This is a genomic window from Neobacillus bataviensis (assembly GCF_019969725.1).
In genome coordinates this window covers 34721-60933 of the sequence record NZ_JAHXYW010000020.1, presented here as the reverse complement: position 1 = coordinate 60933, position 26213 = coordinate 34721, and the positions used below count along the sequence as shown (strand labels likewise).

Sequence of the window (26213 nt, the reverse complement as noted above, 5' to 3'; positions counted from 1 at the left end):
CTTTATCGTTGAAGAGTTTTTTTGACATAAAATTATTCTCCGATTCCCACATTTTTTATTCATTATACATAAAAGTACCCGATAGGGCAGACCTTTTTTTAGTGTCTACTCTATCGGGTACAGTTTAATTGGGTTAGTTGCCTTTCTTTAAAATGAGTTGCGAGATACACTCCACATGTGTGGTCATCGGAAACATATCCACTGGCTGTACTTCTATGGTAGTATAGCCACCGTCTTCCAAAATTCTTAAATCCCTCGCCAATGTTGCCGGGTTACAGGATACATAAACAACCTTTTTAGGCTTCATATCAATTATCGTCCGTAGTAATGCCTCATCGCAGCCTTTGCGCGGCGGATCGACAACGAGTACATCGGCCACATTGCCCTCCTTATACCACTTTGGAATCACAACCTCCGCTTCCCCGGCCGCAAACTCCGCATTCTTAATCCCATTCAATTCCGCATTCCGTTTGGAGTCCTCAATTGCCTCTGGAACAACCTCAACTCCGAAAACCTTTTTCGCCTTTTGTGCTAAAAATAATGAAATCGTACCGATTCCACAATAAGCATCAATAACATTTTCATCTCCAGTTAAATTTGCGTATTCAAGTGCCTTATCGTAAAGGACCTTCGTCTGAACGGGATTTACTTGGTAAAAGGATAGCGCAGAAATCGCAAACTTCACGTCGCCAATAAAGTCATAGATTACTTCATTCCCCCATAGGACAGTCGTCTTTTCCCCTAAAATAACGTTTGTCCGTTTGGAATTGACGTTATGGACAATCGACTTAACTTTTGGCAGGCGGGCGATAATTTCCTCCACCAGCTTTTTCTGATGAGGTATTTCTGAAGTCTTTGTAATTATCACAACCATCAGTTCACCAGTTTGTTTTCCGTATCTCGCCATAATGTGCCTTAGTACACCTTTATGCGATTCCTCCTGATAAGCGGGAATGCCAAGCTTGCTGCAGATTCCCTTCACGGCCTGTACCGCTTCGTTCACTTCCGGAAGCTGGATCACACTTTCATCCATATCAACAATTTCATGACTCCTTGGCTTAAAAAATCCGGCTATCAATTTGCCGTCTTTTTCCCCGACTGGCACCTGGGCTTTGTTCCGGTACTGCAAAGGGTTGTCCATCCCAATAATCGGGTGGACGATAACATCTTCGAGTTTCCCAATACGCGTCAATACCTGACGAACTTGATTTTCCTTATATTGAAGCTGACCCTTATAGCTAATATGCTCAAGCTGGCAGCCTCCATATTTGTGCTTTTCATTGTTTGGTATATCAACCCGATACGGACTCTTTTCATAAAGCTCAATTAAACGTCCAAAACCGTAACCTTTATTGGCCTTGATAACCTTTACTTTTGCTTTTTCACCTGGCAGCCCGTTCGGCACAAAAATCGGATATCCCTCTACCTTGGCCACTCCTGCCCCGTCATGGGTTAAATCTTCAAAAACTACGTCTATGTATTCATTTTTATTTACTGGCAATGTTCTGCTCATTCGTTTCTTCCTTTGCTCCGTTTTGACTAGATGAATTGTATCACAGAATGAGCAGAAATACGAAATGAGCCAGTAATAGCAAACTATTTTCGCCAAAGCAGAAATAGTTCCTAAGTTCACGACCCTTACTTAGGAAAAATATGTTAACCTTGTATAATAAAGGGCAATATTGGGGGAGATTCGCTTGAAAAATAAAAAATACTGGCTAATTCTCAGCCTAACTTTCGTTGTGTCTTTGTCCGGATGGTACAGCTATCAAAAAGTGACTGATGATACCTATGAAGGCATGTCCATCATTCCTGAGCACCATAAAGACATCCCTTTATTTCCAGGATTAGAACCGACTAGAAATGATTATGTAATGGAAGAAGACCATTGGCGGGAAGTATATGCATTTTATGAAAAACAACTACCTAAGCACGGTTGGAATAAAGCATTTATGTATTCAGCACTTGATAATGACGACCCAGACGATGATTGGAGTGGATTTTACTCAAGATGGACCAAAAAAGGATTTGACGGTGAATTGACTTTAGGCGCTGGCTATAATCAACATGAAAACCAGACAGAAGTAATCTTTGACAAAAATCCTATTTTTCATGCATCGCCCTGGATTGATCAAGTACCAAAAAGCATTTGTATTCATGCTGATTCTCTAAAATCTGAATGTATTACAGTAACAGATCCAAATGAAATAAAAGCGATTGTCCAAATTATTAATGATGCTTATGACACAAATGAAAAAGTGCCATCCGATAAATATGAAAGCAAAATAACCTTTGGATCCTTCGAAGTTTACATCCAATATAGAAAAGACGAAATGATATATCTTCGGTCCTCGAAAGGGACAAAAGAAATGAAACCAGAGCAAGAGTTTTTAGCTCTTATCCGCCTCTCTAAAAACTAAAAGACGCCAATTGGCGCCTTTTTTTAGTAGATTTACTTTCCATCCCCAGCCCTTGGACTGCTTTCAAACCCACCTTTCTTATGGGATCCGTCACAAAAAGGCTTTTTAGCCGAAAGACCGCAGCGGCATAAATACACTTTTGTCTTTTTAGGAAATTCATTTCCTTCCGCATCGATTAATTGGAAGTCACCGGTTACGGCAAGTGGACCATTGTCCGAGATTTTAATTTGATTTTCCATTTCTATCAGTCTCCTAACTTTTTATTAATGAAAGAAATTCAGCCCTCAGGTCAGCCCGTTCTTGAAAAATCCCCGAGATGCTGGTAGTCGTTGTCAAGGCATCTGATTTTTTCGCTCCCCTGCTGCACATACACATGTGTTTCGCTTCAATGATGACAATCGTCCCTTTTGGCTCCAAAATCTCATCCATAGCTACGGCAATTTGGGTTGTCAGTCTCTCTTGCACCTGGAATCGTTTTGCATACCCATCCACCATGCGGGCTATCTTAGATAACCCTGTAATTTTTTCTCTCGGGATGTAGCCTACATGGGCCACACCATAAAACGGTGCAAAGTGATGTTCACACATTGAATAAAACTCGATATCCTTAATTAAAATCAGGCCCTTTTGCTGAATATCAAACGTCTTTTCCAGGTGAAGCCTTGGGTCCTCTTGATACCCTTCTGTGTATTCCAGGAATGCTTTAAGCACTCTAAATGGTGTTTCCTGCAATCCATCTCGATCAGGGTCATCGCCGCAAAGTTTAATTAATTCTCTTATAGCGTTAGTAATTCTATGAGCCTCCAAGATATATTCATTCGTATCTTCCACTAAAGGAGTAAATAATTTGGGGAATTTCTCACTCAATTTAAGCAATTGTTCTCGAGTCATTTCCACACCATTCCTTTGTTATGATTAGGACTTTTCATCCTCTATGATGATAAGCGGTGTATCACCATCAACAGGTTCATTTATTTGTACATGAAAAGCGCAACAGCCGTCCCCATTCTGAAGGCGCTGTACTCTATTTACGTTACATCCAAGTAAATGGGTAAGAACAGATACCGTAACACTGCAAAGGATGGGCCGCTTTAAGGCCACATTGTGAAAAGGACAATTTCGCTCAATTAGATAATATTCTTTACCCGTTTGGACGACCTCCATATAAAAGTCGTTTTTCATATAAAAATCCTTTAGTGCGTTTAATCTTTCGAGGGTGGTTAACCCTGCCAACTTCGGTTCCCATTCACGAACCCTTTCTTCAATCATCGCGGAAAGCACCTGTTTAAGCGCTGTTTCTCCAAGATGATTGACCATTGTATCGAGAACTTCAATCGTGAGGTGATCGTAATTTTTTTCAAAAAGATGCTCTCCTGCTGTGGTTAAACGATAGCGGATATGTGGACGCCCAATTCCATTAGTTTTTTCTGCAAAACGGCTGATCCAGCCATCCCTCTCTAATTGCAGAAGGTGCTGGCGTACGCCCTCTCCAGTAATGTCCAATACGGACGCTATTTCACTCATGGAAGCTGCCCCATTACTTTTTATGACATGAATAATCCTCTGCCTTGGTTCTGATAAATGTTCGGCTTGGAAACTCAAAAATTCCCCTCCCCGCTGTTCTTTTTAAAAATATATTCATGAATTCAAATAATAGTTCAAGTTTTTTATTGATAAAGTTGATTAATCGAATTAAAATAGCCCAATCTAATGATTAGGCAAAATAGTACCATTTTTTAAAGATGCGTTAACAATAAACACAAGAAGGTGTGCCGCAAAATTGGATATTAAACATTTACAATATTTTATTGAAGTTTCGAATTATAATAGTTTCTCACGTGCCGCAAATCATTTATTTATTACTCAGCCTACCATTAGTAAGATGATTAAGAACTTGGAAACGGAACTGGGAGTCGCTCTTTTTGATCGGTCTCGAAAGCAATTAACCTTAACGGATGCAGGGCGCATCATTTTAGAGCAAGCAAAGCTTATTGACAAAGCATTTAAAAATTTAGAAATGGAATTAGACAACCTTACAGGACTGAAAAAAGGGCATATTCGGATCGGTCTGCCGCCTATTTTTGATGCTCACCATTTCCTTAAAATCGTGGGCAGTTTTCATGAAAGGTACCCAGGGATTACCTTCCAATTGGTTGAGGAGGGTTCCAAAAAAATAGAGGAAAATGTTGAAAAGAATCTTCTGGATGTCGGTGTAGTGGTTCTTCCAACTAAGAATGAGTTATTTGAGCATTTTTCTTTTATGGAAGAAAACCTAAAACTTATCGTGCATGCTTCACACCCTTTAGCTGAGAAAGAAGAAATCAATTTAGCGGAACTAGCAAATGAATCGTTAATATTGTTTAACAAGGATTTTGTCCTTAACGATCGGATCATTTTTGCATGTAATAGTGCCGGCTTTAATCCACACATTATTTCGGAAAGTTCTCAGCGCTCTTTTATTGAAGAAATGGTTGCAAGCAAATTTGGCGTTTCGCTCTTACCTGAAAGTATTTGCCATCATTTAAATAAACATGTTAGGTCAGTAAGAGTTGTAAACCCGGCTATTAGTTGGAACCTTGGGATCATCTGGGGGAAAAATCAATATTTCTCCTATGCCGCAAAAGAATGGCTGCAGTTTACGAAAGACCAGCTTTCAATTTGTTATCAAAACGATTAAAACAGTTCATTTTTGTGAACTGTTTTTTTACTTTCCACCTATATATACATTGCATAGATGAAAGCATTTACATAGATAAAAGCTATAGGATTGATGAAATATAACCATTTTACTAATGTTCCAATGCGGCTTACACTTGTTTCAGACAAGAAAAACCTTTTAATAACGTGGATATAGTTTTTACTTACTAAAATCCAAGCATGAAAGGATGCAACCAATGAAAGCAAAAAAAGTAAAAGAAAGCCGCATTGTTAATACAGCTCAAGTATTATCCTGCGATTTAAATAACTACAATACATTGTTTGGTGGCGTTTTGATGAAAAAACTAGACGATGCCGCGACATTATCAGCCCGCCGTCATTCGAGAGTGAAAGAATGCGTGACGGCCTCAACAGACTCAATCGATTTTTTATGCCCTATTCATCAAACGGATTCTGTTTGTGTTGAATCTTTTGTAACTTATACAGGAAAAACCTCAATGGAAATTTTTTGTAAGGTTATTGCTGAGGATATCATGACTGGCGAACGCCGCATTGCTGCTACCGCATTTTTGACTTTTGTAGCCTTGGATGAGAATAAACAGCCTGTAATCGTTCCAAGTATCATTCCAGAAACGGAAGAAGAAAAGTTTCTTTACCAAACTGGTAAGGAAAGGGCGGAAATCCGTAAATTAAGAAGACAAAAGAGTAAAGAATTAGCAGCGTATATTTCAATAGAAAAACCTTGGGATAAATAAAGGAGGAGCATCTATGATTACTTTATCTAATATAGAAGAATTAAAAGCAGCCAAAGAAAGCATCGAGAACCTAAAAAAAGACTATCCAAACCTTTTTGAAAAACTGTTGGAAGTGGTTAATCTTACCCGTGCATTCCAATTTAAATATCATTACATGGGATGTTTAATAATGGATGAAGATCCTGGTCAATATTCCCCCAATTTTGTCTATGGCTCAGTACTCCGTTTATATAAAAAGGAATTACAAAGAGTAATAAATGATGCTGATTCCGAAGTACTGAAACAATTTTTCGATAAATTTAAAGGTATTGGGTATGCAAAAATCAGCCTTTTAGCACTTGGGAATACTCCTGAATCACTAGTTGGAGCCTCTAGTATTAGATAAAAAATCTTTAACAAAGCCAATCTAAAAAGGACTGCTTGTCGAAACTTCGCAACAGTCCTTTTTCAACCTATTCCTTCATAGCTGCAACTTTTTCTTTTACTTCTTCAATATTCTTCATCTTGTTGTCCCAGCATTTTTGGCTTAAGTCGACTGGGTATTCCTCCGGATTCATTGTCCGCTTGTACTCATCCCAGAGCGCATTAAGATTTTGTTTAAGATAAGCGCGGGACTCCTCCAAACAAGGTATTTCAAAAACCAGCTCGCCGTTTACAAAAATATCTTCATGAAGCTCTTTTGCGGTAAAGTTGGTTACCACTTTATTCATATACGTATGGGTTGGATGGAACATGCGCAGACGTTTTTCCGGCAGCTTTTCATCCTCCATCGCGATATAATCCCCTTCTGCATGGTTGTTCTTATTATTGATAATCCGGTAGATTTTCTTCATTCCCGGAGTCGTTACTTTAACAGGGTTGGAAGAGATTTTAATGGTATCTTCCATCTTGCCGTTTTCGTCCTCAATCGCAACAATTTTATAAACCGCACCTAAGGCAGCTTGGTCGTAGGCCGTAATAAGCTTTGTCCCGATTCCCCAGCTGTCTATTTTGGCCCCCTGTCCTTTTAAACTCACTATGGTAAGCTCATCCAAATCGCTGGAGGCATAAATTTTTGCATCCTTAAAGCCTGCCTCATCGAGCAGTTTACGTGCTTCCTTTGAAAGATAAGCAAGGTCACCGCTATCAAGACGAATGCCAAGAAAATTGATTTTGTCACCCATTTCTTTAGCTACCTTAATAGCATTAGGCACTCCCAGTCGCAAGGTATCATATGTATCAACTAGAAAAACGCAGTCCTTATGTGTTTCGGCATATTTCTTAAAGGCTGTATATTCATCCTTATAGGCCTGAACCATTGAATGGGCATGTGTACCAGCTACAGGAATTCCAAACATTTTCCCCGCACGTACATTACTTGTGGCTTCAAATCCTGCAAGATACGCTGCTCTTGTTCCCCAAACTGCAGCATCCATTTCCTGTGCCCGTCTAGTCCCAAATTCCATCGCTACTTCATCGCCGACAACCTGCTTAATTCTCGAAGCTTTTGTGGCAATCAATGTTTGGTAATTCACAATGTTAAGCAGCGCTGTTTCAACCAGCTGCGCTTCTGCGAGCGGGGCATCTACGCGAATAATCGGCTCATTGCCAAAGACAAGTTCCCCTTCTATTAACGAGCGAATGGTTCCGGTAAAACGCATATTTTTCAGATAGTCTAAGAAATCTTCATGGTAGCCTACTTCATTTTTTAAATATTCCAGGTCGTCTTCGCTAAATCGAAAGTTCTGGATAAACTGAATGATTTTTTCTAAACCCGCAAAAACAGCGTAGCCGTTCCCAAAAGGAAGCTTGCGGAAAAATAGTTCGAAGACCGATCGTTTATTATGGATTCCATCTCTCCAATATGTTTCTGCCATATTAATCTGGTATAGATCGGTATGCAGAGTTAAACTATCATCATGATAAAAGTGTTTCATAACTAGACCTCCGGATACTATTACAGCTTTTCAACATTATATCCAATAATAACACTAAAAAGTCTATTTCACCATAGCACCAAGGGTTTGTTCAAAATGGCCGAGCGCCCATTCATGGCCGGCTGGATTAAAGGACGCCACAGCATCTTTGTACACCACTATCTTGAAGCCCTTATTATAGGCATCTACCGCGGTATGAAGAACGCAAATATCGGTACACACGCCAACTAAGTGAACCTCTGTAATTCCTCGCTCGCGCAATTTGATATCCAGGTCTGTTCCGGCAAAAGCAGAGTATCTGGTCTTATCCATATAGGTAACATTTTCACGGTGTTTATTCTGATCATAAGCCTCTTGAAGTTCGCCAAATAGGGCACGGCCGGCCGTTCCTCTAAGATTATGCGGCGGAAACAACCTCGTTTCGGGATGGAATTCATCTCCTTGATCATGGACATCGATGGCAAACACCACGTAATCTCCGCTCTCAATAAACTCTTTTGTCAGCCGGGTGATTCTTCCCTCTATCGCCTGCCCAGGCTTACCGCATGTTAGTGCCCCAGCATCGGCTACAAAGTCATACGTGTAATCGATATTGATTAATGCTTTCATATCCTTCGCCCCATCCAAATTCATTCTTCATTATAGAGTTTATTCGTGAAATAAATCGAATTTCCTTTCATCTTTATTATTTCTGAATGTGTAACCTTCTTTTACGTTATTCGGTTTCTTTTCTTGACTCCTTTTGGTCACGCTTACCTCCTCTATGTTACCTTTTTCACTCTTCCTTACTCTCTTCGGTCAAATAGACTTCCTCTACGTTACCTTTTTCGTTCTTCCTTACTCTCTTCGGTCACATAGACCTCCTCTACGTTACCTTTTTCGTTCTTCCTTACTCTTTCCGGTCACATAGACCTCCTCTACGTTACCCAATTTCCCTTTCCTTACCCTTTATGGTCACGTAGACCCCTTTACCACAATCCCCTTCGCTAATCTGTTACAGGAAAGAATGCTTATTACAAACAAAAAAGTCCGCTCCCGCAGGAACGAACTTTTGTTAACTATATCTTTGTCCAGAGACCCAATCCTTCGGCCGGTCAAGCGGGCGGATATTCTCGAGTGGTACGAATACCTCTAAATGACGGTAAAGGTTCTCAAACTCTGCCGGCAGTAAGCCGCCAAATTCACCGTCTAAATTTAACTGCACTTTTTCAGAAGAATAGACTTTGATTCGGTTGGCCTGCGTGTAAATAACGTTCGGGTCATTCACGTGTTCACCGCGAATTGCTAGCGTCGCAATCCTGATAAACTCAGCCAAATTAACTTTTTTCAAAATTAATAGAGAAAACAACCCATCATTAATGGAAGCGTCAGGTGCTAGTTTTTCAAACCCGCCAATGGAGTTAGTCAAACCAACAAGAAACATCATCGCCTCTCCTTCAAAAAGCTTACCATCATACTCAATCTTAAGATCGGAAGCTTTAATCGAAGGAAGCATTTCCATCCCTTTTAAATAGTAGGCAAGCTGGCCCAGCATCGTTTTTAATTTGCTTGGCACCTCATATGTAAGTTCGGTCATTTTGCCGCCGCCTGCAATATTAATAAAATATTTTTCATTGATACGTCCAATATCGACAGGAATCAATTCCCCTTTTGTGATAATATTCACAGCACTGGAAACATCCCTGGGAATATGCAAAGCCCTGGCGAAATCATTCGTTGTTCCAGCTGGAATAATTCCCAATTTCGGACGATACTCCTGCTCGGCTAAACCGTTTACCACCTCATGGATTGTGCCATCCCCGCCTGCTGCAATCACGACATCATACTTTCGCTCAACGGCAATTTTTGCTGCATTTGTCGCATCCCCCGCACCAGTCGTCGCATGACATGATGCCTCGTATCCTGCAACTTCTAACTTTTCAAGAATTTCCGGAAGATGGCGCTTTATCATTTCGCGTCCTGAAGTAGGATTATAAATCAGTCTTGCTCTTTTCATCATTTCATCATCCTATTTTTTGAAATCACAATTGGTTTTCTATATTCTACCAATTATTATCAAGGCTTACAATTAAATTGTAATGCCAAACGTCCATCTCCTATCATAACGTTTTTTTTTCGAAATGCAAAAATCTACTGATTCGTATTTAAATTAACAAAACGATAGGCACCTGCGATATTAATATTCACTCGGCACCAATATTATCCCCGCGACCATTCCTGCTGAACCCCCGCACTAATTTTTTAAAAATTAAAAACCGCACGATAGTTTCCGCACGGTTCTATTGAGTCATTCTTTAATTATCAATCCCAGCAGCAACTTGGCAAAGCCAATAGCCTGTTCAGAAGTTACAATGCATCCGTCTAAACTTTCAGGCGATAAAATGAGCTGATTTAAGGTGCAGCTGCTAAAATCTATCCCTTTAAGTGCGGCTCCAGTAAAATTCACTTCATATAAATCACTTTCTTTAAAATCAACAAGGTGAAATTTCGCTTCATAAAAGTCAGCATGACGGAGGGAGCATGTATCAAATTTCACTTGTTTTAAATCACCGTAACCAAATGAGCAAAGGTTGGCATTGCAATGGCTAAATGAGACATTGCGGAGTGTAGCATCTGAAAGATTCAGGCCAACGAGTTTGGATTCTTTAAACTCGACTCGATGAATACTGGCATCACCAAAATTAGAATTGGATAAATCGCATCTTTCAAAAATAACATCAATTAGTTCAACGTAGCGAAATGAGACATCAATGAACGTAACATTCTGAAATACCACTTGTTCAAACTTTAATCTTTCAATTTCTTCTCCTATAATGGAACAATCACTTATCAATGCCATTGAAACATATGTATCATCCCGATCCTCAAAATTCATTGGCATTAACTCATTAGGAATAATAGGCTGTAAAATTTTTTGTTTCCGACTCAAATCGTTCATCCTCTTTTTAATTCAGAATAGTGTTATTTCTACAAAATAATACCATTTAATTATGATAGAATGCTATTAGAAACAGAAATTCTTAGATGGGGGAGATTCTTATGTTTTGGCTGCTGCTTCTTATGTCCTATTTAATTGGAAGCATTCCGACTGCCCTCATTATCGGCAAATTGGTTTTTGGGGTCGACATCCGGGATCATGGCAGCAAAAATCCCGGTGCAACCAACACGCTGAGGGTACTTGGTAAAAAATCGGCCATATTTGTTCTGATTTTTGACCTTGGCAAAGGCGCAATGGCCGCATCACTTCCTATTTTTTTCAACCTTGATGCTGAACCTCTTTACTTCGGACTGGCTGCCGTCATCGGCCATTGCTTTCCGATTTTCGCCAGTTTTAGAGGCGGAAAGGCCATCGCTACAACTGCTGGGGCACTTCTGATTGCTAATATCCCTTTGTTAGTAATCGCTTATATTACATTCTTTTTCGTCATCTTTTTAACGAAGTATGTGTTTCTTGGCTCTATTTCTGTTGGCCTCAGTATGCTCTTATATGCTTTTCTTTCACCCAATCTTGAATTTGAACTTATCTTTCTATTATTCACTTTCTTTTTAATTTTCCTCCACCGTTCAAACATCCGAAATTTCATCTTAGGAATCGAGCCAAAAATTAATGATAAAAATTTAGCGAATGACCGCATTCCCCCTAAGAACATTAAATTGTAAAAAAATCCCTGGCAGAAAAATTTCTACCGGGGATTTTTTTATAAAAGAGTACTAATTATACTATTTGCCACAGTCTGCCAAATTGAGGAATCTGTTTGATAAGCTTTGCCCAGGCGCTTGTACAATTCCATTTGCTTCTCTTGAAAATCAGGGGCATCTTTTTCGGGAAGGGAGGCGCGTCCCTCTTCTACTAAAGCCTGCATTTCAGGCGCCCTCGGACCCCAAACTCCGACTTCTGTACCTTCTTGATTGATAAAAATAAAAATCGGGATCGCTCTAGAGGTGCCGTTGGTTAAATATTGATCCATCAGTTCAAGATTCTGATCGCGCAGGACAAACCTCACTTCCATAGCCGCAGCCTCAGAAATCCTCATTAAAATGGGGTTATTTAGTAAAGCATCCCCGCACCAATCCTCTGTTAAAACAATTGCCCTCAGCTCCTGAGATTTTATTGCCTCGAGTCTCTGCTGATCTTCAGCAGTTAACGTAAATCGCTCATAAATCGAAAGCATTTCCTCTTTATTTCGAGTCATAGAATTGGTATACTCATCCAGTGTCATTCCTTTTTGAAACCATTCATTTAATTCCATTTGGTAAATACCCCCTATACATTTACTTTTATAATAGTCATTCCTCGTACTCCTTACAACGGAACTGCTTACAGCCTATCCAAAGCTATTCTAAGAGCATTATTCCCTATTTCAAAAAAGTAATAAATATACAGTAGAAATCGTTATCATAAGTTGGTAGAATATTTTATATATAAGGAATATTATTTAAAATAATTTCCAATATAACAAAGGGGGAAAAGAGATGTCTCATGAAACACTTCAATTAGTGTCGATTGGAATCTACTTAGCAGGTATGCTTTTCATCGGTTGGTATTCTTATCGAAGAACTAGTAATCTTACAGATTACATGCTTGGGGGAAGGTCATTAGGTCCTGCAGTTACAGCTTTGAGTGCCGGTGCTGCCGATATGAGCGGCTGGCTCTTAATGGGACTGCCAGGCGGCGTTTATGTAACTGGTTTAGCGAGTGCTTGGATTGCTATTGGTTTAACGATTGGCGCTTATCTTAACTGGGTACTAGTAGCACCTCGATTACGTTCTTACACGCAAGTGGCGAATGATTCTATTACCATTCCTAGTTACCTTGAAAACCGCTTTAAAGATAAATCAAACATGCTCCGTATTGTATCTGGTATCGTTATTCTTGTTTTCTTTACTTTCTATGTTTCTTCGGGGCTGGTTTCTGGAGCGGTGTTCTTCCAGAGTTCATTTGGTACAGACTATCTGACAGGTCTTTATATCGTTGGCGGCGTTACTATTGCCTACACCTTATTTGGGGGTTTCCTGGCAGTAAGTTATACCGATTTCATCCAAGGATTAATGATGTTGATTGCCTTATTCTTAGTCCCTGCAATCGGTATTTTCATTACTGGAGGACCAACTGAAACGTTTGATACCATTCGTGCAATTGACGCAACAAAGCTTGACTGGTTTAAAGGCACTACATTTATCGGAATTGTATCGGCGATGGCTTGGGGTCTTGGATACTTTGGGCAGCCGCATATCGTTGTCCGCTTTATGGCGATTAAAACGATCAAGGAAACGAAGAGTGCGCGCCGTATTGGAATGAGCTGGATGATTATTTCTTTAATTGGGACGATCTTTACTGGATTAATTGGTCTTGCTTATTTCCATAATAATACTGCTCATAAACTAGATAATCCGGAAGCAGTATTCATTTCTTTAAGTCAGATTTTCTTCCACCCGCTTTTCGCTGGTTTTGCCTTGGCAGCCATTCTTGCCGCCATTATGAGTACGATTTCTTCTCAGTTAATCGTAACTTCAAGTGCATTGGTTGAGGATTTATACAAAGTAGTCATGAACAAAAACGCTAGTGATAAACGCCTTGTTTTCTTAGGAAGAATGGCTGTACTCCTTGTGTCTGTTGTTGCTGGTGCGCTTGCCTTTAAGCAAAACAGCACGATTTTAAGCCTTGTTGCCTATGCTTGGGCAGGGTTTGGGGCTTCCTTCGGTCCAATCATTTTATTAAGCTTATTCTGGAAAAAGATGAACAAATGGGGCGCTCTTTTCGGAATGATCGTCGGTGCAGTTACCGTTATCGTTTGGAAAAACGTTGGACTTGGCGATACTCTTTATGAAATCGTACCAGGCTTCGTCCTTAACTTTGTTGTATCTGTTGTTGTCAGCTTAGTTACGTATAAAAAGAATGAAGAGATCGAAAAAGAATTTGATGAAAGCGTCCGCTTACTAAATGATGCTTCTTAATAAATCGAAAAACGCTCGGATTCCGAGCGTTTTTTTATTCCGCTATTGTTTTTGCCAAGGTGTCCAGCTTCATTACTGTATTCCAGTTCCTCACTGTTGCAGGAACGCCGAGTTTTGGAAGCTGTGTTGCTAATTTGGAATCTCGGATGCTTTGGCGGAAAAAGAGATATACTTCTTTGCCGATTACTTTGCATTCATCCTTTTCACTTTCAAAGTTTTGCAAATGGTCAATCCCACCCTGAGTAGGTTCGCCCCCTAAAAAGGCTATTTGAACACTTTCCCCTTCTTTTAAGTCTTCGGCCGAGTAAGGGCAGTCATGAATAATCCGTTCGTATTCCTCCGATGTTCTTAAAATAACCGGGACTGTAAACCCAAAAGTTTTCTCTATTTCTTCCTCCAGTTGCCCTCTAAGCCTTTCTGTTTCGTTATCTGATTCAAACAAAACATTCCCGCTTTGAATATATGTTTTCACTTTTTGTAAACCCATGTCCTCTAATAAATTTTTGAGGTCTGCCATTTTAATCTTTTTATGCCCGCCAACGTTAATCCCCCGAAGTAATGCAATATAAATAGTCATAAATGTACCTCGCTTATTTAATTGGTTCTCTTTCCTAAATCTTAACATCTGTGGAGCAAATTAAACTACATTAGTTGAAGGATATTTGTTTGGATTTGGAGAAGATAGTGAACATTAACACATTGGGAGGAAGGAATATGGTTCTGCAAAGAGTAACTTTAATTACAATAGGAGCAATTAATTTACCGATATTGCGTTCGTTTTATCAATCATTAGGCTGGGAAGAAACGGAAATTAGTTCTGACCAATATGCCGTTTTTAAAACTGCTGGGGTTCTCCTATCTTTATTTCCAATCGAAGAATTGGCAAAAGATGCTGGTATTGAACTCTCCCACTCAACAGAAACTTATCGAGGGGTAACCTTTGCTATTAATGTTGAGCAGCCGGAGCAAGTCGACTCGACCATTGAGGAAATCCGTCAAGCAGGCGGCAAAATAGTAAGGGAACCAAGTGATGCCTTTTGGGGCGGTCGGACAGCCTATTTTGCTGATCCCGAAAACAATCTTTGGGAAGTAGCTTGGAATCCAAGCTCGGTATTTGATGACCGCGGGGCGATGATTTCTTTTTAATATTCAATTAACCTATGAGGCTGCTTTGGCAGCTTTTTTTTCGACAAATTCCTTAATAGATTTTATAAGTGAAGCCTTGGTTTACAAGGAATTTTTCCATTTCAATTAAACGTTTGATTAATATCAAAAACACTAATCAAACGTTTAATTAAAAAAAGGAAAGATCTTATGAAGACTTGTTTTTCCTCTATGTAAATATAAAAAACATGTCGAACTATTACTTAATGATTACTATAAGAAAGGGTAATACGATAAAAGAGATGCAGGTTGTCCAAAGAATGCATTTTGAAACGATTTTAGGAGAAGCATTAAATCTTTCTGCAAGAATTAAGGCATTTACTGCTACGGGCATGCAGGCCAATATAAAAAGAACAGACTGCAAAATCCCATTGATCTGTAAGACATAGATGCAAAATAAAGCGACAAAGGGGGATACGAGCATTCGAACGGCCATGCCTGTCCAAAACGATGCTTCAGACTTCCATTCTAGCTTGGCGATTTTCACATTCACCATCTGTACTCCTAAAATAACCATTACAACAGGCGAATATGCTCCGGCAATCATAGACACCCCTTTTGCGATTCCGCCAGGGAGAGATAGATTTAAACTTTGCAGTAAAAATGCCAGTAAGGCTGCATAAATGGCTGGCAGGGAGAATACAGATTTGATTGCAGTTTTTATAGAAAAATGAGAGCGGGCCGCAAAGTAGACTCCGATAGTATTCACGATGACCATTTGACAAATGACATATACAGAAGCCTTCTCAAGCCCCAGTTGACCAAAGGCAAGTAAAACGAGTGGAAGCCCATAATTGACGCTGTTGGTGAAAGCAGAAATTAGTGTCAGTCCTGCGGTTTCACTCGCAGGAAACTTAAGAATTCTGCCCAAGAGGTTTGCAATGGCCCATAACAATATGAGATTAAGCAATGAAAACGCCAGCGTTTTATAGATATCATTATGTGAAACGTGAGCTTTCATCAAGGTATCTAATATAATGGCCGGACTTAAATAGTATAAAGTCACCGTCAAAAGCGGTTTTGTATCTAGCTTCTTAAAATGCCCTAGCAAGGCACCAACTATAACCGGTATCGAAAGCGGCACTATCACTTCAAAAAGTGTTGAAAAGACTGTTTGGATCACTGGTAAACCCTCCCTTTTAAACTATTATATTAAGCTAGCCGCCAAAAACAATATCTTTTATTTTCGACAAACTTCCTAGTTGATTTTTGAAGAAAAGCTCGTCAAAACAATGTATTTTGCATTTTTAATCAAGCGTTTGATTAGTTCTAAGAAATCTAATCAAACGTTTGATTAAAAGCTGTATTAGACCATATAAATAGCGGAGTTTTTCAATCAATATGAAGAGAAAAATGACGAGAGGATGGTTCATCGCCTTTTTTCATCCTCCATTCTTGTCGAAAGACTTCAAATTCCAAGTTATAATTCAGACTTCGACAAGTTCTCGTATTTTTCCTTGTTAATCAAACGTTTAATTGATAGGGAAGCAATTCCTTATTTTATTTGGTTTTTCCCGGGAAATTGAAAAAAATAATGTCGAAACATGCTCGACTTTTTTCTCACTAAAAAAGCTGGCAGAGTCGTTCTGCCAGCTTAACCATTTAACGCTTTTGTAATTCTTGCTGCAGCAATTGATTTACCAATTGCGGGTTGGCCTGTCCTTTGGTCGCTTTCATCAGCTGGCCAACAAGGAAGCCCACTGCTTTTGCTTTTCCATCTTTGAAATCTTCCACAGATTTAGGGTTAGCATCAAGAACTTCTGCAATAATTTTAAGCAGCGTTCCCTCATCAGAAATTTGAACAAGACCTTTGTCTTTCACAATTTGCTCGGCATCCCCGCCGTTTTCGATTAACTCTTTAAAAACGGTTTTCGCAATCTTTGAGGAAATTGTTCCGTTTTCAATCAACTTGATCATGCTTGCTAAGCCTTCAGGGGTCAATGCAACTTCATGCAGCTCTTTCCCTTCAGCATTCAAATACCCAGACACTTCACCCATTACCCAGTTGGAAGCCATCTTTGCGTCCGCACCGGCGTTAACGGTTGCTTCAAAGAAATTAGCTGTTTCTATCGTAACTGTCAAAACCTTTGCATCGTAAACTGGCAACCCAAGCTCTTCCACATAGCGCTTTTGACGCTGGTCCGGCAGTTCGGGAATTTCAGCGCGAATTCGTGCCTTCCACTCTTCATCAATATATATATCCATCAAGTCTGGTTCTGGGAAGTAGCGGTAATCATCCGAACCTTCCTTTACGCGCATCAACAATGTTGCACCGGTAGCTTCATCAAAGCGGCGTGTCTCCTGATCGATTTTTCCACCTGAAGAAACCACTTCTCTTTGGCGCTTTTCTTCAAATTCAAGACCCTTGCGGACAAAGTTAAACGAGTTCAAGTTCTTCAACTCGGTTTTTGTTCCAAATTCTTCTTGCCCTACTGGACGAATGGAGATGTTGGCATCACAGCGAAGTGAGCCTTCTTCCATTTTACAATCGGAAACACCGGTATATTGAATGATTGATTTTAATTTTTCCAAATAAGCATAGGCTTCATCAGGGGTACGGATATCCGGCTCCGAAACGATTTCAACAAGCGGAGTTCCCTGACGGTTGTAATCGCATAAGGAGTACCCTTTTTCATGGTTAAGCTTTCCAGCATCCTCTTCTAGGTGAATCCGGGTAATCCCAATTTTCTTCGTATAGCCATTTACTTCGATTTCAATCCAGCCATGCTCGCCAATCGGCTTGTCAAATTGCGAGATCTGATAGGCCTTGGGATTGTCTGGATAAAAGTAGTTTTTCCGGTCAAATTTCGTGTGTGTCGCCACCTCGCAGTTCAAGGCCATTGCCGCTTTCATACCGAATTCTACTGCTTTTTTATTCAGAACCGGCAATACTCCCGGATAACCAAGGTCGATGACACTTGTATTCGTATTTGGCTCAGCACCAAAATGGTTTGGACTGGCCGAAAAGATTTTTGATTCTGTTTTTAACTCAACATGGACCTCAAGTCCAATCACTGTTTCAAATTCCACTCTCTTCACCCCCTACAATCCTGGCTTCTGTTTATGAAAATCTGTTGCCTGTTCAAACGCATGTGCTGTGCGATAAACCGTTGCTTCATCAAAATGTTTGCCAATGATTTGCAAGCCTAGCGGCAGGCCGCCATCAAAGCCGCATGGAACAGAGATTCCTGGTAAACCGGCCAGGTTTAATGGAATCGTTAAGATATCATTGACATACATCGTCAATGGATCATCGATTTTTTCGCCAATTTTAAAGGCTGGAGTTGGCGTTGTTGGGCCGACGATAACATCATATTTTTCAAAAACATCTTCAAAGTCTTTTTTGATCAACGTACGAGCCTGCTGTGCCTTTTTATAATAAGCATCATAATAACCAGAGCTAAGCGCAAAGGTGCCAAGCATAATCCTGCGTTTTACTTCTTCTCCAAAGCCTTCAGCTCTTGTCTTTTTATATAAATCCATTAAACTTTCGGCATCAGGGGCACGATAACCGTAACGTACGCCGTCAAAGCGGGCCAAATTCGCTGATGCCTCAGAGGATGAAAGCAAGTAGTAGGTCGCAAGAGCATACTTTGAATGCGGCAGTGATACTTCTTCCCAAACTGCTCCCAGTCCCTCAAGCACTTTTAAAGCATCTAACACAGATTGACGGACTGATTCACTGACACCCTCGCCTAAATACTCTTTCGGAACAGCAATTTTTAAACCCTTCACATCTCCTGTCAGAGCACTTGCGAAGTTTGGAACCTCTACAGGTGCAGAGGTTGAATCCATTGGATCTAAACCAGAAATCGCCTGAAGCAGATAGGCATTATCCTCTACTGTTCTCGTAATCGGTCCGATTTGATCAAGTGATGAGGCAAATGCGACAAGACCAAAGCGGGAAACACGGCCATAGGTTGGCTTTAATCCAACCACACCACAAAACGCTGCCGGCTGACGGATGGAACCACCTGTATCGGAACCTAATGAAAACAGGACTTCCCCTGCTGCAACGGATGCTGCTGAACCACCTGAAGAACCACCTGGAACCGTTTCAAGATTCCATGGATTGCGTGTTTTTTGGAATCGTGAATTTTCGTTTGAAGAACCCATGGCAAACTCGTCCATGTTAAGCTTACCTATGGTAACTGTTTCTGCCTGCTGAAGCTTCTGCACAACAGTTGCATCATAGATTGGATCAAAGTTTTCAAGAATCTTACTCGCACAAGTTGTCCTTAAGCCCTTTGTCACCATGTTATCCTTTAATCCAATCGGCATGCCGAATAGCAAGCCCTTTGTCACATCCGTATTAAGCTTCTCATCAAGCGATTTTGCTGTAAGACGCGCCCGCTCTTCGTCCAACGTTAAAAAAGCCTGGACTTTGTCCTCGACCTGGGCAATTCGTTTATACGATTCATCAACGAGGTCTGAAACTTTTAGTTCTTTTTTATGTAAAAGCTCATGCAAATCTGAAACTTTATAATCAAATAAACTCATCTTTTCACTCCTTACTCTCCCAAAATCGATGGTACTTTTATTTGGCCATCCTGATGCTCAGGCGCATTTTTTAGTACCTCTTCACGCGGCAATCCTTGTTTTGGAATGTCCTCCCGCAATACGTTTTTCAAATCAAGTACATGGTATGTAGGTTCTACATTTTCTGTATCCAATTCATTTAATTGTTCTGCAAAAGAGATAATTGCATCCAGCTGCTTAGTGAATTTTTCAACTTCTTCTTCAGATACTGCTAAACGAGCCAGATTGGCCACGTGCTTAACCTGATCAGTGGAAATTCGTGACATGTTCGATAACCCCCAATCCCTTTTTTCAGTATTATTTTAATATTGATAATATCAAACTTTTGCGCTTTACTGCAATGATTCCTACATCAGTATTAACAATTCTGTGGTGTTTTAGATTACTAGCATGAAAAAAAGGAGTATTGCCCCCTTATTTTTCGTAGAACTCCATATGTGTTTTTTCCTGCTTATAGTAGTCCAATCTGTCCTGCAATGTCCCTGTATGAAATTCATGGCCATCAGGATCCGTAAAATAGATCGACCTTTTATCCTTTTCATCCCTTTGACGACCGGGAAGAATATTGACGTTCAATCCCATAAGTTTCTCGGTCATTTTATTAAAATCTGCTTCATCGATTGAAAAAGCAATATGAGTATAAGATTGATAAATTTCATTTCGAGGGATATCTCTTTCTTCATTAAGAGCAAGCCAGTTTCCATTAAGGTCAAAATAAGCAGTACTTCTTCCTTTTACCAGTAGCTTAGCATCAAAAACCTGCTGATAAAATTCAATCGATTTCTCTAAATTGGAAACAGAAAAAAGCAGATGGTTTATACCTTTTACAGACATAAATCCCCCTCCAATTAGCTAACTTTCTTTCTTTTTGTAGATTGCTTTTTCTTAATTTTGGAGAAAAAGTAAATGATTTTAATAGGTAAGAAACCCAGAAACCCTCCAAGGGTGTTTAAAATTAAATCATCGACATCAAAGCTGCCAAATTCAAATAACAGCTGCAGAACTTCGTAGGTTAAACTAAGACTGAAGGCGGCAAGAATGACAGGTTTCAATTTTAAGAACCTTTTCGATAATAATGGTAAAATAAACCCTAATGGGGCAAAACCAATAACGTTCCCGACTAAATTCTCAATTATAATACTAAAATTGATATCAGCTAAGTAAAGGTAAAAGTAAATCGTTTTAAATGGAACAAAATTGTTGGAACGCCAGTGGTATTCATTGTAGGTAAAATTAAAATGATGAATAATCTCTGTTAACGGAATATATTTGAATAAAATAAGTTTTGTCAGAATGGCTAAATAAAGTAACAGAACTATGGTTAAAGCAAATTTTTTTAATATTTTCATCCTTACACTACTCCAAAATAATTTACAACGCTCCTATAAAAATACCATATATTTTCAATCTTGCACTAGATAAAAAGGAGGAATTTAAAATGGCTGAACATCACTTTCATTTAAAAGCTAATTGGCCGGGATTAAGGAATGATGTTGGAGAAATTGAAACCGCGAACTTGAAGACGAAAGTTTCGATACCACCTGAAATGAAGGGTCCGGGAGTTGGCACCAATCCTGATGAAATGCTGCTTGGGGCTGCCGCAACCTGCTATATCATTACTCTTGCTGCCATCATGGAGCGAAGCGGGCTTGAGAAGGAAAGCTTAACGATGGAATCTGAGGGAATAGTAGATGTCACCAAAGGGGTTATTACTTATAAGAAGATTATTCATCGGCCGCATATTGTCTTAAAAAGAAATGCTGCCGAAAAAGAGATTGAATTGGCACATCGGCTTGCCAAAAAAGCGGAAGCCTCCTGCATGATCAGCCGCGCTGTTCAAGGTAATGTTGAAATGGAATTGCAGGCGACTGTTGAGATTTCTTCTGCCGCTGAATAAAAGGCGTAAATCCGTTTGGATTACGCCTTTTTTCTTATTTTAATTTTTTCAAAAACCGTGCGAGCAGCCCCTTTTTCTTTTTGGCTGGCTGATTAATTGGGACGTTTTTCGTAATTAGAATTTCTTCTTTATCAATGGCATAGTTCATTGCCAAGATTAAGCCAAACTCTGTATCATGGCCTTTATTGGTTACAATGGTGTGTTCGATTTTATTCTTGGTAGCGATTTTTACATACTTGGATAGGTTCTCATAGCTCATACTGCCGTTTAAAAAAAGATGTGCTCTTGGGTTTTCCTTCATATACCGCTCAATTTGGGGGTAAACTTTTGTTTCGGCAACTTGGTTTTTCAACAAGGCCACAATAATCCGTTCACGCAAGGTTCCTAAGTATTTACGCCGCTCATCAGGCTTGGTTTCCATGGGCCCATGGATTCCTTGCTGCAAAACCTCTTCCACGGTTTGCTTTTTCAAAAAAATCAACTCCATCTAAAAGGCTATTATTTTGTATGATAATAACTTAAAAAGTGTGCTTTTCAAAAAATTGGGATTATGGCCAATTCGAGAGTAAAACAGTGGTATCCGAGAGTTAATTCGTCTTATGCGAGAGCAATTCAACTTGTTGAGAGTAATCATTGCTTATCCGAGAGTTTTCGCTCATTATCCGAGAGTTTTCGCAGCTCATCCGAGAGTATTCATCCACTATGCAAGAGTAAACTACTCCTATAAAAAAATCCCCCTCTCCAAATGGAGAGAAGGATTCAAATCTGCATTTATTTTTTCGCTGAGAATTGTTCTTCTTCGGTAGAGCCTTTCAATGCTGTTGTGGATGAGGTTCCGCCAGAGATGACCATGGATACTTGGTCGAAGTAACCAGTACCAACTTCACGCTGGTGACGTGTTGCAGTGTAGCCGTATTGCTCGCTGCCGAACTCAGCCTGCTGCAATTCGGAGTAAGCTGCCATACCGCGCTCTTTGTAGCCGCGGGCAAGCTCGAACATGCTGTGGTTTAGCGCATGGAAACCTGCTAGTGTTACGAACTGGAACTTGTAGCCCATTTTGCCAAGCTCTTGCTGGAATTTTGCAATCGTTTCTTCGTCCAGTTTCTTTTTCCAGTTGAAGGATGGTGAGCAGTTGTAGGCTAATAGTTTGCCAGGGAATTGCTCATGGATGGCTTCCGCAAATTGTCTTGCTTCTTCAATGTTTGGCTCTGAAGTTTCACACCAGATTAGGTCAGCATATGGTGCATAAGCTAAGCCGCGGGCAATCGCTTGATCAATGCCTGCTTTTGTACGGAAAAAGCCTTCAGGTGTCCGGTCTCCTGTAATGAATGGGGCGTCATTCATATCGATATCACTAGTAATTAAATCAGCAGCGTTGGCATCCGTACGAGCTACTAATACTGTAGGAACGCCCATAACGTCTGCTGCTAAACGAGCAGCAATTAAGTTGCGAACCGCCGTTTGGGTTGGCAGTAACACCTTACCGCCTAAGTGGCCGCATTTTTTCTCGGAAGATAGCTGATCTTCAAAGTGAACGCCTGAAGCACCTGCTTCAATCATCCCTTTCATCAATTCGAAGCAGTTTAACTGTCCGCCAAAGCCGGCTTCAGCGTCGGCGACGATTGGAGCGAACCAGTCAATAGAGTTGTCACCCTCAGAATGAGTGATTTGGTCGGCACGCTGTAAGGCTTGGTTAATTCGTTTTACAACGCTTGGTACACTGTTTGCTGGGTATAAACTTTGGTCCGGATACATATGTCCGGAAAGGTTGGCGTCTGCTGCAACCTGCCAGCCGCTTAAGTATATGGCTTTCAGTCCTGCTTTTACTTGCTGAACAGCCTGATTTCCTGTTAAGGCGCCAAGGGCATTGATGTAATCCTCTTCATTCAAAAGCTTCCAAAGCTTTTCTGCGCCTTTTTTTGCTAATGTATGTTCGATATCAATCGAGCCGCGAAGCTTGATAACATCCTCCGCCGTATATGGTCTAGTAATCCCGTTCCAGCGCTTATCTAACTCCCAGCTTTCTTGCAATTGAGTAACTCTTGAATTTGTCATTTTAAATTCCTCCTATTAATCTATTAATTTTAATTTTTATAGACTTTCATTTACAGCTAACGTTAAAAATTGCCTTCAAACAGCTTAACTGCTGCCAGCATAGGCTTGTGCACCTATTTCCCGCTGGAATTTAACCCTCCATTGTAACAGTTCAATTAGCCTGCCTCTGAATTTATACTTAAACTCTTCAATAAAACTTAATGCTTCTAGTGTTAAAATCTCATCATACTGGGCTTTCGAAGCCCCGGTCACCTCAATACGAGACTTTTGCGTCGACACGAACCAGATCACCTCTTTGTTATAATACAGTAACTATCCTCGTTTTGTATTATATAACACACTTTTAAAAAATGGAACTACTTTTCTGAAAATTTTATAAAAATAGGTAAAATAATCCTTAAGTCGTACTAGTTAATACTTTTGTACTAGCACCATATAAAAAAACAGGTACCCTAATCAAAGGTACCTGCTTGCTCATTATATAATCTTTTAAAATCCTGCTCGCGATTTTCACTATATAAAAAATCTGGGCTAACGATGGCAGCTAATAGTTTTCTTTTAAAAGAGGCATCCTCCACCTCTTTCAAAATCCATTGCCGCTTTAAAAACAGAAATTCCAAATAAGCTTCATACGACTCATTGAACTGCTGTTCAAGCTGTACACGAATTTTCCTTGCAAGAGTTGGACTTGCACCTCCAGTTGAAACAGAAATGCTTAACCGACCACGCTGCAAGTGTGCAGGAACATGAAAATTCGATTCATCTGGATTATCGGCCATGGTTACAAGCTGGTGAGAATCTGCCGAATCTTTCACCTTTTGATTTAATGCTCGATCATTTGTCGCTGCAAAAATCATAAAAGCACCATAAACATCTTCTTCTGAAAAAGTCCTTTGCTGCCAAACAATCTTACCCTCATTCGCCAGTTTTTGAATCGCTTCCGTTATCTCCGGACTTATTACAGTTACATCTGCTCCTGTCCCAAGTAAACCGTTCACCTTTCGCTCGGCTACTTTACCGCCGCCCACGACTACCACTTTTTTACCATTAAGCCGTAATATAATAGGATAGAATGAGTTCATTGACGACCCTCTAAATAATTTATCAAGGCTTCCTTTGTTGCTTGTTCCGGCATACCATCCGACCGAAGACCCGCTGCCTCAACTGCAACCAATGTTTGTTTCCCCATACTGATTACTTGTAAATCTTTCAAAAGCTCTGAAGCAGAAATGCCGCATTCGCTTAATGCTTCGATAAATGGTTCAACTGCGGCGCTGCTTGGGAATACCATGGTATTCAATGCCGCTTCTCCTAACATTCTTTTAAAAATAGGCAAGAACTGCTGGTCGATTTCTTTCTTGCTTGTAACCATCACGTTTTCATAGCTTTTTATCAAAATGCTATCATCGCCGACGACAAGATAATCTCCAGGCTCTTCAGCTAGATGAGCCTTAAATCCACGGCTGTTTAGTGCTTTAATGGTTTTAATGGATGCTCCATAAAAGTCAGCTTTAATCGTCCTGATATCTAATTGTTGCTCTATCACGGCTGTGAAAAATTCTTCCACACTTTCAGGTGAGGCAAACAGAATTTTTTCAAAGGCAGCCGCTTTTAAAACATCTATTGGTAAAGGAGTCTTCTTCCATTTTGGAAATTCAATTACATCGGCTCCAAGTGCCATTAATTCCTTTGCCAGTACGCTAGGGTTAGTACCTGTGCGAGCGAGCAAAAGCTGCCGGCCATGTAATGGTTTTTTCTCAAACCAGCTAATTTTTTCACGGATGGAAATGACCTCGCCGACAAGGATAATAGATGGGTTGCTGAACTTTGCTTCCAACACTTTAGCTGAAATGTCAGCCAATGTACCTTGCAAGGTTTTTTGACGGCCAAATGTGCCCCATTGAATTAAGATCACAGGAGTGGTTGAAGGTTTTCCATGACGAATAAGGTTTTCACAAATAAACGGTAAATTTCCGACACCCATGTAAAAGGCGATGGTATCCACACCGCGGGCTAGGCTTTCCCAGTCTAAATTTGGTTTTCCATCCTTGGATTTATCATGGGCAGTAACGACTGCAAAGGATTCTGCGTGCTCCCGATGGGTTACCGGAATCCCGGCATATAGGGGTGCTGCCATCCCTGAGGTTATGCCTGGGACGATTTCATAAGGAATTTGATGCTGCGCCAGGGCTTCCGCTTCTTCGCCCACCCGGCCGAAAACACCTGGGTCGCCGCCTTTCAAACGAACAACTATTTTGCCTTGTAAGGCTTTTTCTACCAGAAAATCATTTATATTTTCCTGGCGCATAAAGTGGCGTTCCGGCAGCTTGCCTCCATAAACCAGTTCGCACTTGTTTGGGGCAAATTCCAACAGCTTCGGGTTAGCTAAACGGTCATAAAGAATGACATCGGCTTGCTTGATTGCATCCAATCCTTTTACGGTAATTAATCCGATGTCCCCTGGCCCTGCGCCTACTAAAAATACCTTACCTTTTTCCATCGTGCAGCCTCCCCCGCGAATATTGCTTACTCTAGTATAATAAAAATAATATCATTTTCTAATTCTACCTTAAACTTCCTAACTTGTCCTTCATCTGGTGCCTGCACTTTTCCATCTGCTAATGAAATTTTCCAATCATAAACGGGACAATATACGTATTCACCACTAACTAACCCTTCGGATAGGACGCCCCCCTTTGGATGGGGGCTGCGGTCTTCAATGGCATACACCTTGCCATTTGTTAATTTAAATATAGCAATTTCCTTGTTATCAATTTTGATGGAATATCCGGATCTCATCTTTACATTTGAATAATGGGCAACTGGTATACGAGTTATTGTTTGCAGCATGTCG

Annotated in this window: 30 protein-coding genes; 8 read left to right on the top strand and 22 right to left on the bottom strand. The window is 40.3% G+C overall.

Annotated elements, in window-relative coordinates:
• Positions 1–133: 133 nt before the first annotated feature.
• Positions 134–1513: a 23S rRNA (uracil(1939)-C(5))-methyltransferase RlmD gene (gene rlmD / locus LC455_RS28560; RefSeq protein WP_223596161.1), complete on the bottom strand. Its 1380-nt coding sequence runs from the start codon at positions 1511–1513 to the stop codon at positions 134–136.
• Between the two features lie 184 nt (positions 1514–1697).
• On the opposite strand from rlmD, the gene LC455_RS28555 reads away from it, so the two are divergent.
• Positions 1698–2420 carry a hypothetical protein gene (locus LC455_RS28555; protein WP_223596159.1) on the top strand — a complete coding sequence of 241 codons (723 nt, stop codon included), beginning with the start codon at positions 1698–1700 and terminating at the stop codon, positions 2418–2420.
• A gap of 32 nt (positions 2421–2452) precedes the next feature.
• On the opposite strand, the gene LC455_RS28550 is transcribed toward LC455_RS28555, so the two are convergent.
• Genes LC455_RS28550 through LC455_RS28540 form a run of 3 tightly spaced genes read right to left on the bottom strand, consistent with a single transcriptional unit; the run spans position 2453 to position 4022 of the window.
• On the bottom strand, positions 2453–2659 hold the full coding sequence (locus tag LC455_RS28550; protein ID WP_223596158.1) for a CDGSH iron-sulfur domain-containing protein: 207 nt from the start codon (positions 2657–2659) through the stop codon (positions 2453–2455).
• Positions 2660–2672: 13 nt separating this feature from the next.
• Positions 2673–3311, bottom strand: a complete 639-nt coding sequence (gene folE / locus LC455_RS28545; protein ID WP_223596156.1) for a GTP cyclohydrolase I FolE — start codon at positions 3309–3311, stop codon at positions 2673–2675.
• Between the two features lie 24 nt (positions 3312–3335).
• On the bottom strand, positions 3336–4022 hold the full coding sequence (locus LC455_RS28540) for a helix-turn-helix transcriptional regulator (protein ID WP_223596154.1): 687 nt from the start codon (positions 4020–4022) through the stop codon (positions 3336–3338).
• Positions 4023–4200: 178 nt separating this feature from the next.
• Here LC455_RS28540 and cidR point away from each other — a divergent pair, with 178 nt between their 5' ends.
• The 3 genes from cidR to LC455_RS28525 all read left to right on the top strand — a co-directional run bounded on the left by cidR (position 4201) and on the right by LC455_RS28525 (position 6218).
• Positions 4201–5097 (top strand): cidABC operon transcriptional activator CidR, encoded by an 897-nt coding sequence (gene cidR / locus LC455_RS28535; RefSeq protein ID WP_223596152.1) that lies wholly within the window; start codon positions 4201–4203, stop codon positions 5095–5097.
• 217 nt (positions 5098–5314) lie between these two features.
• A complete protein-coding gene (locus LC455_RS28530; protein WP_223596151.1) occupies positions 5315–5833 on the top strand; it encodes an acyl-CoA thioesterase in 519 nt (172 codons plus the stop codon).
• Between the two features lie 13 nt (positions 5834–5846).
• Positions 5847–6218, top strand: coding sequence for a hypothetical protein (locus tag LC455_RS28525; protein ID WP_223596149.1), 372 nt, complete (start codon positions 5847–5849; stop codon positions 6216–6218).
• Positions 6219–6285: 67 nt separating this feature from the next.
• Here the strand turns inward: LC455_RS28525 and LC455_RS28520 are convergent, their stop codons facing one another.
• The 4 genes from LC455_RS28520 to LC455_RS28505 form a co-directional block, all read right to left on the bottom strand.
• The gene (locus LC455_RS28520; protein WP_223596147.1) at positions 6286–7749 is read right to left on the bottom strand and encodes a nicotinate phosphoribosyltransferase; all 1464 of its coding nucleotides are present in this window, start codon (positions 7747–7749) and stop codon (positions 6286–6288) included.
• 63 nt (positions 7750–7812) lie between these two features.
• A complete protein-coding gene (locus tag LC455_RS28515) occupies positions 7813–8358 on the bottom strand; it encodes a cysteine hydrolase family protein (protein WP_223596145.1) in 546 nt (181 codons plus the stop codon).
• Positions 8359–8803: 445 nt separating this feature from the next.
• Positions 8804–9745, bottom strand: coding sequence for a diacylglycerol kinase (locus LC455_RS28510; protein ID WP_223596165.1), 942 nt, complete (start codon positions 9743–9745; stop codon positions 8804–8806).
• Positions 9746–10036: 291 nt separating this feature from the next.
• Entirely contained in the window at positions 10037–10687 is a 651-nt protein-coding gene (locus tag LC455_RS28505) for a pentapeptide repeat-containing protein (RefSeq protein WP_223596143.1), read from the bottom strand.
• A 101-nt stretch (positions 10688–10788) separates the two neighbouring features.
• Between LC455_RS28505 and plsY the strand changes: the two genes are divergently transcribed.
• Complete coding sequence (gene plsY, locus LC455_RS28500; RefSeq protein ID WP_223596141.1) at positions 10789–11409, top strand: glycerol-3-phosphate 1-O-acyltransferase PlsY; 621 nt, start codon at positions 10789–10791, stop codon at positions 11407–11409.
• A gap of 38 nt (positions 11410–11447) precedes the next feature.
• Here plsY and LC455_RS28495 read toward each other — a convergent pair whose 3' ends face one another.
• The gene (locus LC455_RS28495; RefSeq protein ID WP_223596139.1) at positions 11448–11999 is read right to left on the bottom strand and encodes a thioredoxin family protein; all 552 of its coding nucleotides are present in this window, start codon (positions 11997–11999) and stop codon (positions 11448–11450) included.
• Between the two features lie 223 nt (positions 12000–12222).
• On the opposite strand from LC455_RS28495, the gene putP reads away from it, so the two are divergent.
• Entirely contained in the window at positions 12223–13704 is a 1482-nt protein-coding gene (gene putP, locus LC455_RS28490; RefSeq protein WP_223596137.1) for a sodium/proline symporter PutP, read from the top strand.
• A gap of 34 nt (positions 13705–13738) precedes the next feature.
• Here putP and LC455_RS28485 read toward each other — a convergent pair whose 3' ends face one another.
• Complete coding sequence (locus tag LC455_RS28485) at positions 13739–14281, bottom strand: DUF1697 domain-containing protein (protein ID WP_223596135.1); 543 nt, start codon at positions 14279–14281, stop codon at positions 13739–13741.
• A gap of 137 nt (positions 14282–14418) precedes the next feature.
• On the opposite strand from LC455_RS28485, the gene LC455_RS28480 reads away from it, so the two are divergent.
• Positions 14419–14850 (top strand): VOC family protein, encoded by a 432-nt coding sequence (locus LC455_RS28480; RefSeq protein WP_223596133.1) that lies wholly within the window; start codon positions 14419–14421, stop codon positions 14848–14850.
• Between the two features lie 217 nt (positions 14851–15067).
• On the opposite strand, the gene LC455_RS28475 is transcribed toward LC455_RS28480, so the two are convergent.
• From LC455_RS28475 to LC455_RS28450, 6 genes are all read right to left on the bottom strand, one after another.
• Entirely contained in the window at positions 15068–15991 is a 924-nt protein-coding gene (locus LC455_RS28475; protein WP_223596124.1) for an AEC family transporter, read from the bottom strand.
• Between the two features lie 479 nt (positions 15992–16470).
• Complete coding sequence (gene gatB / locus LC455_RS28470) at positions 16471–17898, bottom strand: Asp-tRNA(Asn)/Glu-tRNA(Gln) amidotransferase subunit GatB (RefSeq protein WP_223596122.1); 1428 nt, start codon at positions 17896–17898, stop codon at positions 16471–16473.
• 12 nt (positions 17899–17910) lie between these two features.
• Positions 17911–19368 carry an Asp-tRNA(Asn)/Glu-tRNA(Gln) amidotransferase subunit GatA gene (gene gatA, locus LC455_RS28465; RefSeq protein WP_223596119.1) on the bottom strand — a complete coding sequence of 486 codons (1458 nt, stop codon included), beginning with the start codon at positions 19366–19368 and terminating at the stop codon, positions 17911–17913.
• Between the two features lie 11 nt (positions 19369–19379).
• Positions 19380–19673, bottom strand: a complete 294-nt coding sequence (gatC, locus tag LC455_RS28460; RefSeq protein WP_223596117.1) for an Asp-tRNA(Asn)/Glu-tRNA(Gln) amidotransferase subunit GatC — start codon at positions 19671–19673, stop codon at positions 19380–19382.
• 148 nt (positions 19674–19821) lie between these two features.
• Positions 19822–20241, bottom strand: a complete 420-nt coding sequence (fosM, locus tag LC455_RS28455) for a FosM family fosfomycin resistance protein (RefSeq protein ID WP_223596115.1) — start codon at positions 20239–20241, stop codon at positions 19822–19824.
• Between the two features lie 14 nt (positions 20242–20255).
• A complete protein-coding gene (locus LC455_RS28450; RefSeq protein WP_223596113.1) occupies positions 20256–20756 on the bottom strand; it encodes a VanZ family protein in 501 nt (166 codons plus the stop codon).
• 89 nt (positions 20757–20845) lie between these two features.
• On the opposite strand from LC455_RS28450, the gene LC455_RS28445 reads away from it, so the two are divergent.
• Complete coding sequence (locus LC455_RS28445; protein WP_223596106.1) at positions 20846–21304, top strand: OsmC family protein; 459 nt, start codon at positions 20846–20848, stop codon at positions 21302–21304.
• Between the two features lie 34 nt (positions 21305–21338).
• Here LC455_RS28445 and LC455_RS28440 read toward each other — a convergent pair whose 3' ends face one another.
• From LC455_RS28440 to nirD, 6 genes are all read right to left on the bottom strand, one after another.
• The gene (locus tag LC455_RS28440) at positions 21339–21776 is read right to left on the bottom strand and encodes a YueI family protein (protein ID WP_223596103.1); all 438 of its coding nucleotides are present in this window, start codon (positions 21774–21776) and stop codon (positions 21339–21341) included.
• 299 nt (positions 21777–22075) lie between these two features.
• On the bottom strand, positions 22076–23359 hold the full coding sequence (gene aceA / locus LC455_RS28435) for an isocitrate lyase (protein ID WP_223596101.1): 1284 nt from the start codon (positions 23357–23359) through the stop codon (positions 22076–22078).
• An 84-nt stretch (positions 23360–23443) separates the two neighbouring features.
• Entirely contained in the window at positions 23444–23638 is a 195-nt protein-coding gene (locus LC455_RS28430; protein ID WP_223596099.1) for a hypothetical protein, read from the bottom strand.
• 173 nt (positions 23639–23811) lie between these two features.
• Positions 23812–24441, bottom strand: coding sequence for an NAD(P)-binding protein (locus LC455_RS28425; RefSeq protein WP_223596097.1), 630 nt, complete (start codon positions 24439–24441; stop codon positions 23812–23814).
• On the bottom strand, positions 24438–25859 hold the full coding sequence (cobA, locus tag LC455_RS28420) for a uroporphyrinogen-III C-methyltransferase (RefSeq protein ID WP_223596093.1): 1422 nt from the start codon (positions 25857–25859) through the stop codon (positions 24438–24440). The genes LC455_RS28425 and cobA overlap by 4 nt, the downstream gene beginning before the upstream one ends.
• Before the next feature lie 26 nt (positions 25860–25885).
• Positions 25886–26209, bottom strand: coding sequence for a nitrite reductase small subunit NirD (gene nirD / locus LC455_RS28415; RefSeq protein WP_223596092.1), 324 nt, complete (start codon positions 26207–26209; stop codon positions 25886–25888).
• Positions 26210–26213: the final 4 nt, after the last annotated feature.

What these genes read in the sequence shown, in the direction of transcription:
- rlmD (WP_223596161.1), bottom strand. Translation starts at nt 1,513, where the DNA reads ATGAGCAGAACATTGCCAGTAAATAAAAATGAATACATAGACGTAGTT.
- LC455_RS28550 (WP_223596158.1), bottom strand. Translation starts at nt 2,659, where the DNA reads ATGGAAAATCAAATTAAAATCTCGGACAATGGTCCACTTGCCGTAACC.
- folE (WP_223596156.1), bottom strand. Translation starts at nt 3,311, where the DNA reads ATGACTCGAGAACAATTGCTTAAATTGAGTGAGAAATTCCCCAAATTA.
- LC455_RS28530 (WP_223596151.1), top strand. Translation starts at nt 5,315, where the DNA reads ATGAAAGCAAAAAAAGTAAAAGAAAGCCGCATTGTTAATACAGCTCAA.
- LC455_RS28525 (WP_223596149.1), top strand. Translation starts at nt 5,847, where the DNA reads ATGATTACTTTATCTAATATAGAAGAATTAAAAGCAGCCAAAGAAAGC.
- LC455_RS28520 (WP_223596147.1), bottom strand. Translation starts at nt 7,749, where the DNA reads ATGAAACACTTTTATCATGATGATAGTTTAACTCTGCATACCGATCTA.
- LC455_RS28515 (WP_223596145.1), bottom strand. Translation starts at nt 8,358, where the DNA reads ATGAAAGCATTAATCAATATCGATTACACGTATGACTTTGTAGCCGAT.
- LC455_RS28510 (WP_223596165.1), bottom strand. Translation starts at nt 9,745, where the DNA reads ATGAAAAGAGCAAGACTGATTTATAATCCTACTTCAGGACGCGAAATG.
- LC455_RS28505 (WP_223596143.1), bottom strand. Translation starts at nt 10,687, where the DNA reads ATGAACGATTTGAGTCGGAAACAAAAAATTTTACAGCCTATTATTCCT.
- plsY (WP_223596141.1), top strand. Translation starts at nt 10,789, where the DNA reads ATGTTTTGGCTGCTGCTTCTTATGTCCTATTTAATTGGAAGCATTCCG.
- LC455_RS28495 (WP_223596139.1), bottom strand. Translation starts at nt 11,999, where the DNA reads ATGGAATTAAATGAATGGTTTCAAAAAGGAATGACACTGGATGAGTAT.
- putP (WP_223596137.1), top strand. Translation starts at nt 12,223, where the DNA reads ATGTCTCATGAAACACTTCAATTAGTGTCGATTGGAATCTACTTAGCA.
- LC455_RS28485 (WP_223596135.1), bottom strand. Translation starts at nt 14,281, where the DNA reads ATGACTATTTATATTGCATTACTTCGGGGGATTAACGTTGGCGGGCAT.
- LC455_RS28480 (WP_223596133.1), top strand. Translation starts at nt 14,419, where the DNA reads ATGGTTCTGCAAAGAGTAACTTTAATTACAATAGGAGCAATTAATTTA.
- gatA (WP_223596119.1), bottom strand. Translation starts at nt 19,368, where the DNA reads ATGAGTTTATTTGATTATAAAGTTTCAGATTTGCATGAGCTTTTACAT.
- gatC (WP_223596117.1), bottom strand. Translation starts at nt 19,673, where the DNA reads ATGTCACGAATTTCCACTGATCAGGTTAAGCACGTGGCCAATCTGGCT.
- fosM (WP_223596115.1), bottom strand. Translation starts at nt 20,241, where the DNA reads ATGTCTGTAAAAGGTATAAACCATCTGCTTTTTTCTGTTTCCAATTTA.
- LC455_RS28450 (WP_223596113.1), bottom strand. Translation starts at nt 20,756, where the DNA reads ATGAAAATATTAAAAAAATTTGCTTTAACCATAGTTCTGTTACTTTAT.
- LC455_RS28445 (WP_223596106.1), top strand. Translation starts at nt 20,846, where the DNA reads ATGGCTGAACATCACTTTCATTTAAAAGCTAATTGGCCGGGATTAAGG.
- aceA (WP_223596101.1), bottom strand. Translation starts at nt 23,359, where the DNA reads ATGACAAATTCAAGAGTTACTCAATTGCAAGAAAGCTGGGAGTTAGAT.
- LC455_RS28425 (WP_223596097.1), bottom strand. Translation starts at nt 24,441, where the DNA reads ATGAACTCATTCTATCCTATTATATTACGGCTTAATGGTAAAAAAGTG.
- cobA (WP_223596093.1), bottom strand. Translation starts at nt 25,859, where the DNA reads ATGGAAAAAGGTAAGGTATTTTTAGTAGGCGCAGGGCCAGGGGACATC.
- nirD (WP_223596092.1), bottom strand. Translation starts at nt 26,209, where the DNA reads ATGCTGCAAACAATAACTCGTATACCAGTTGCCCATTATTCAAATGTA.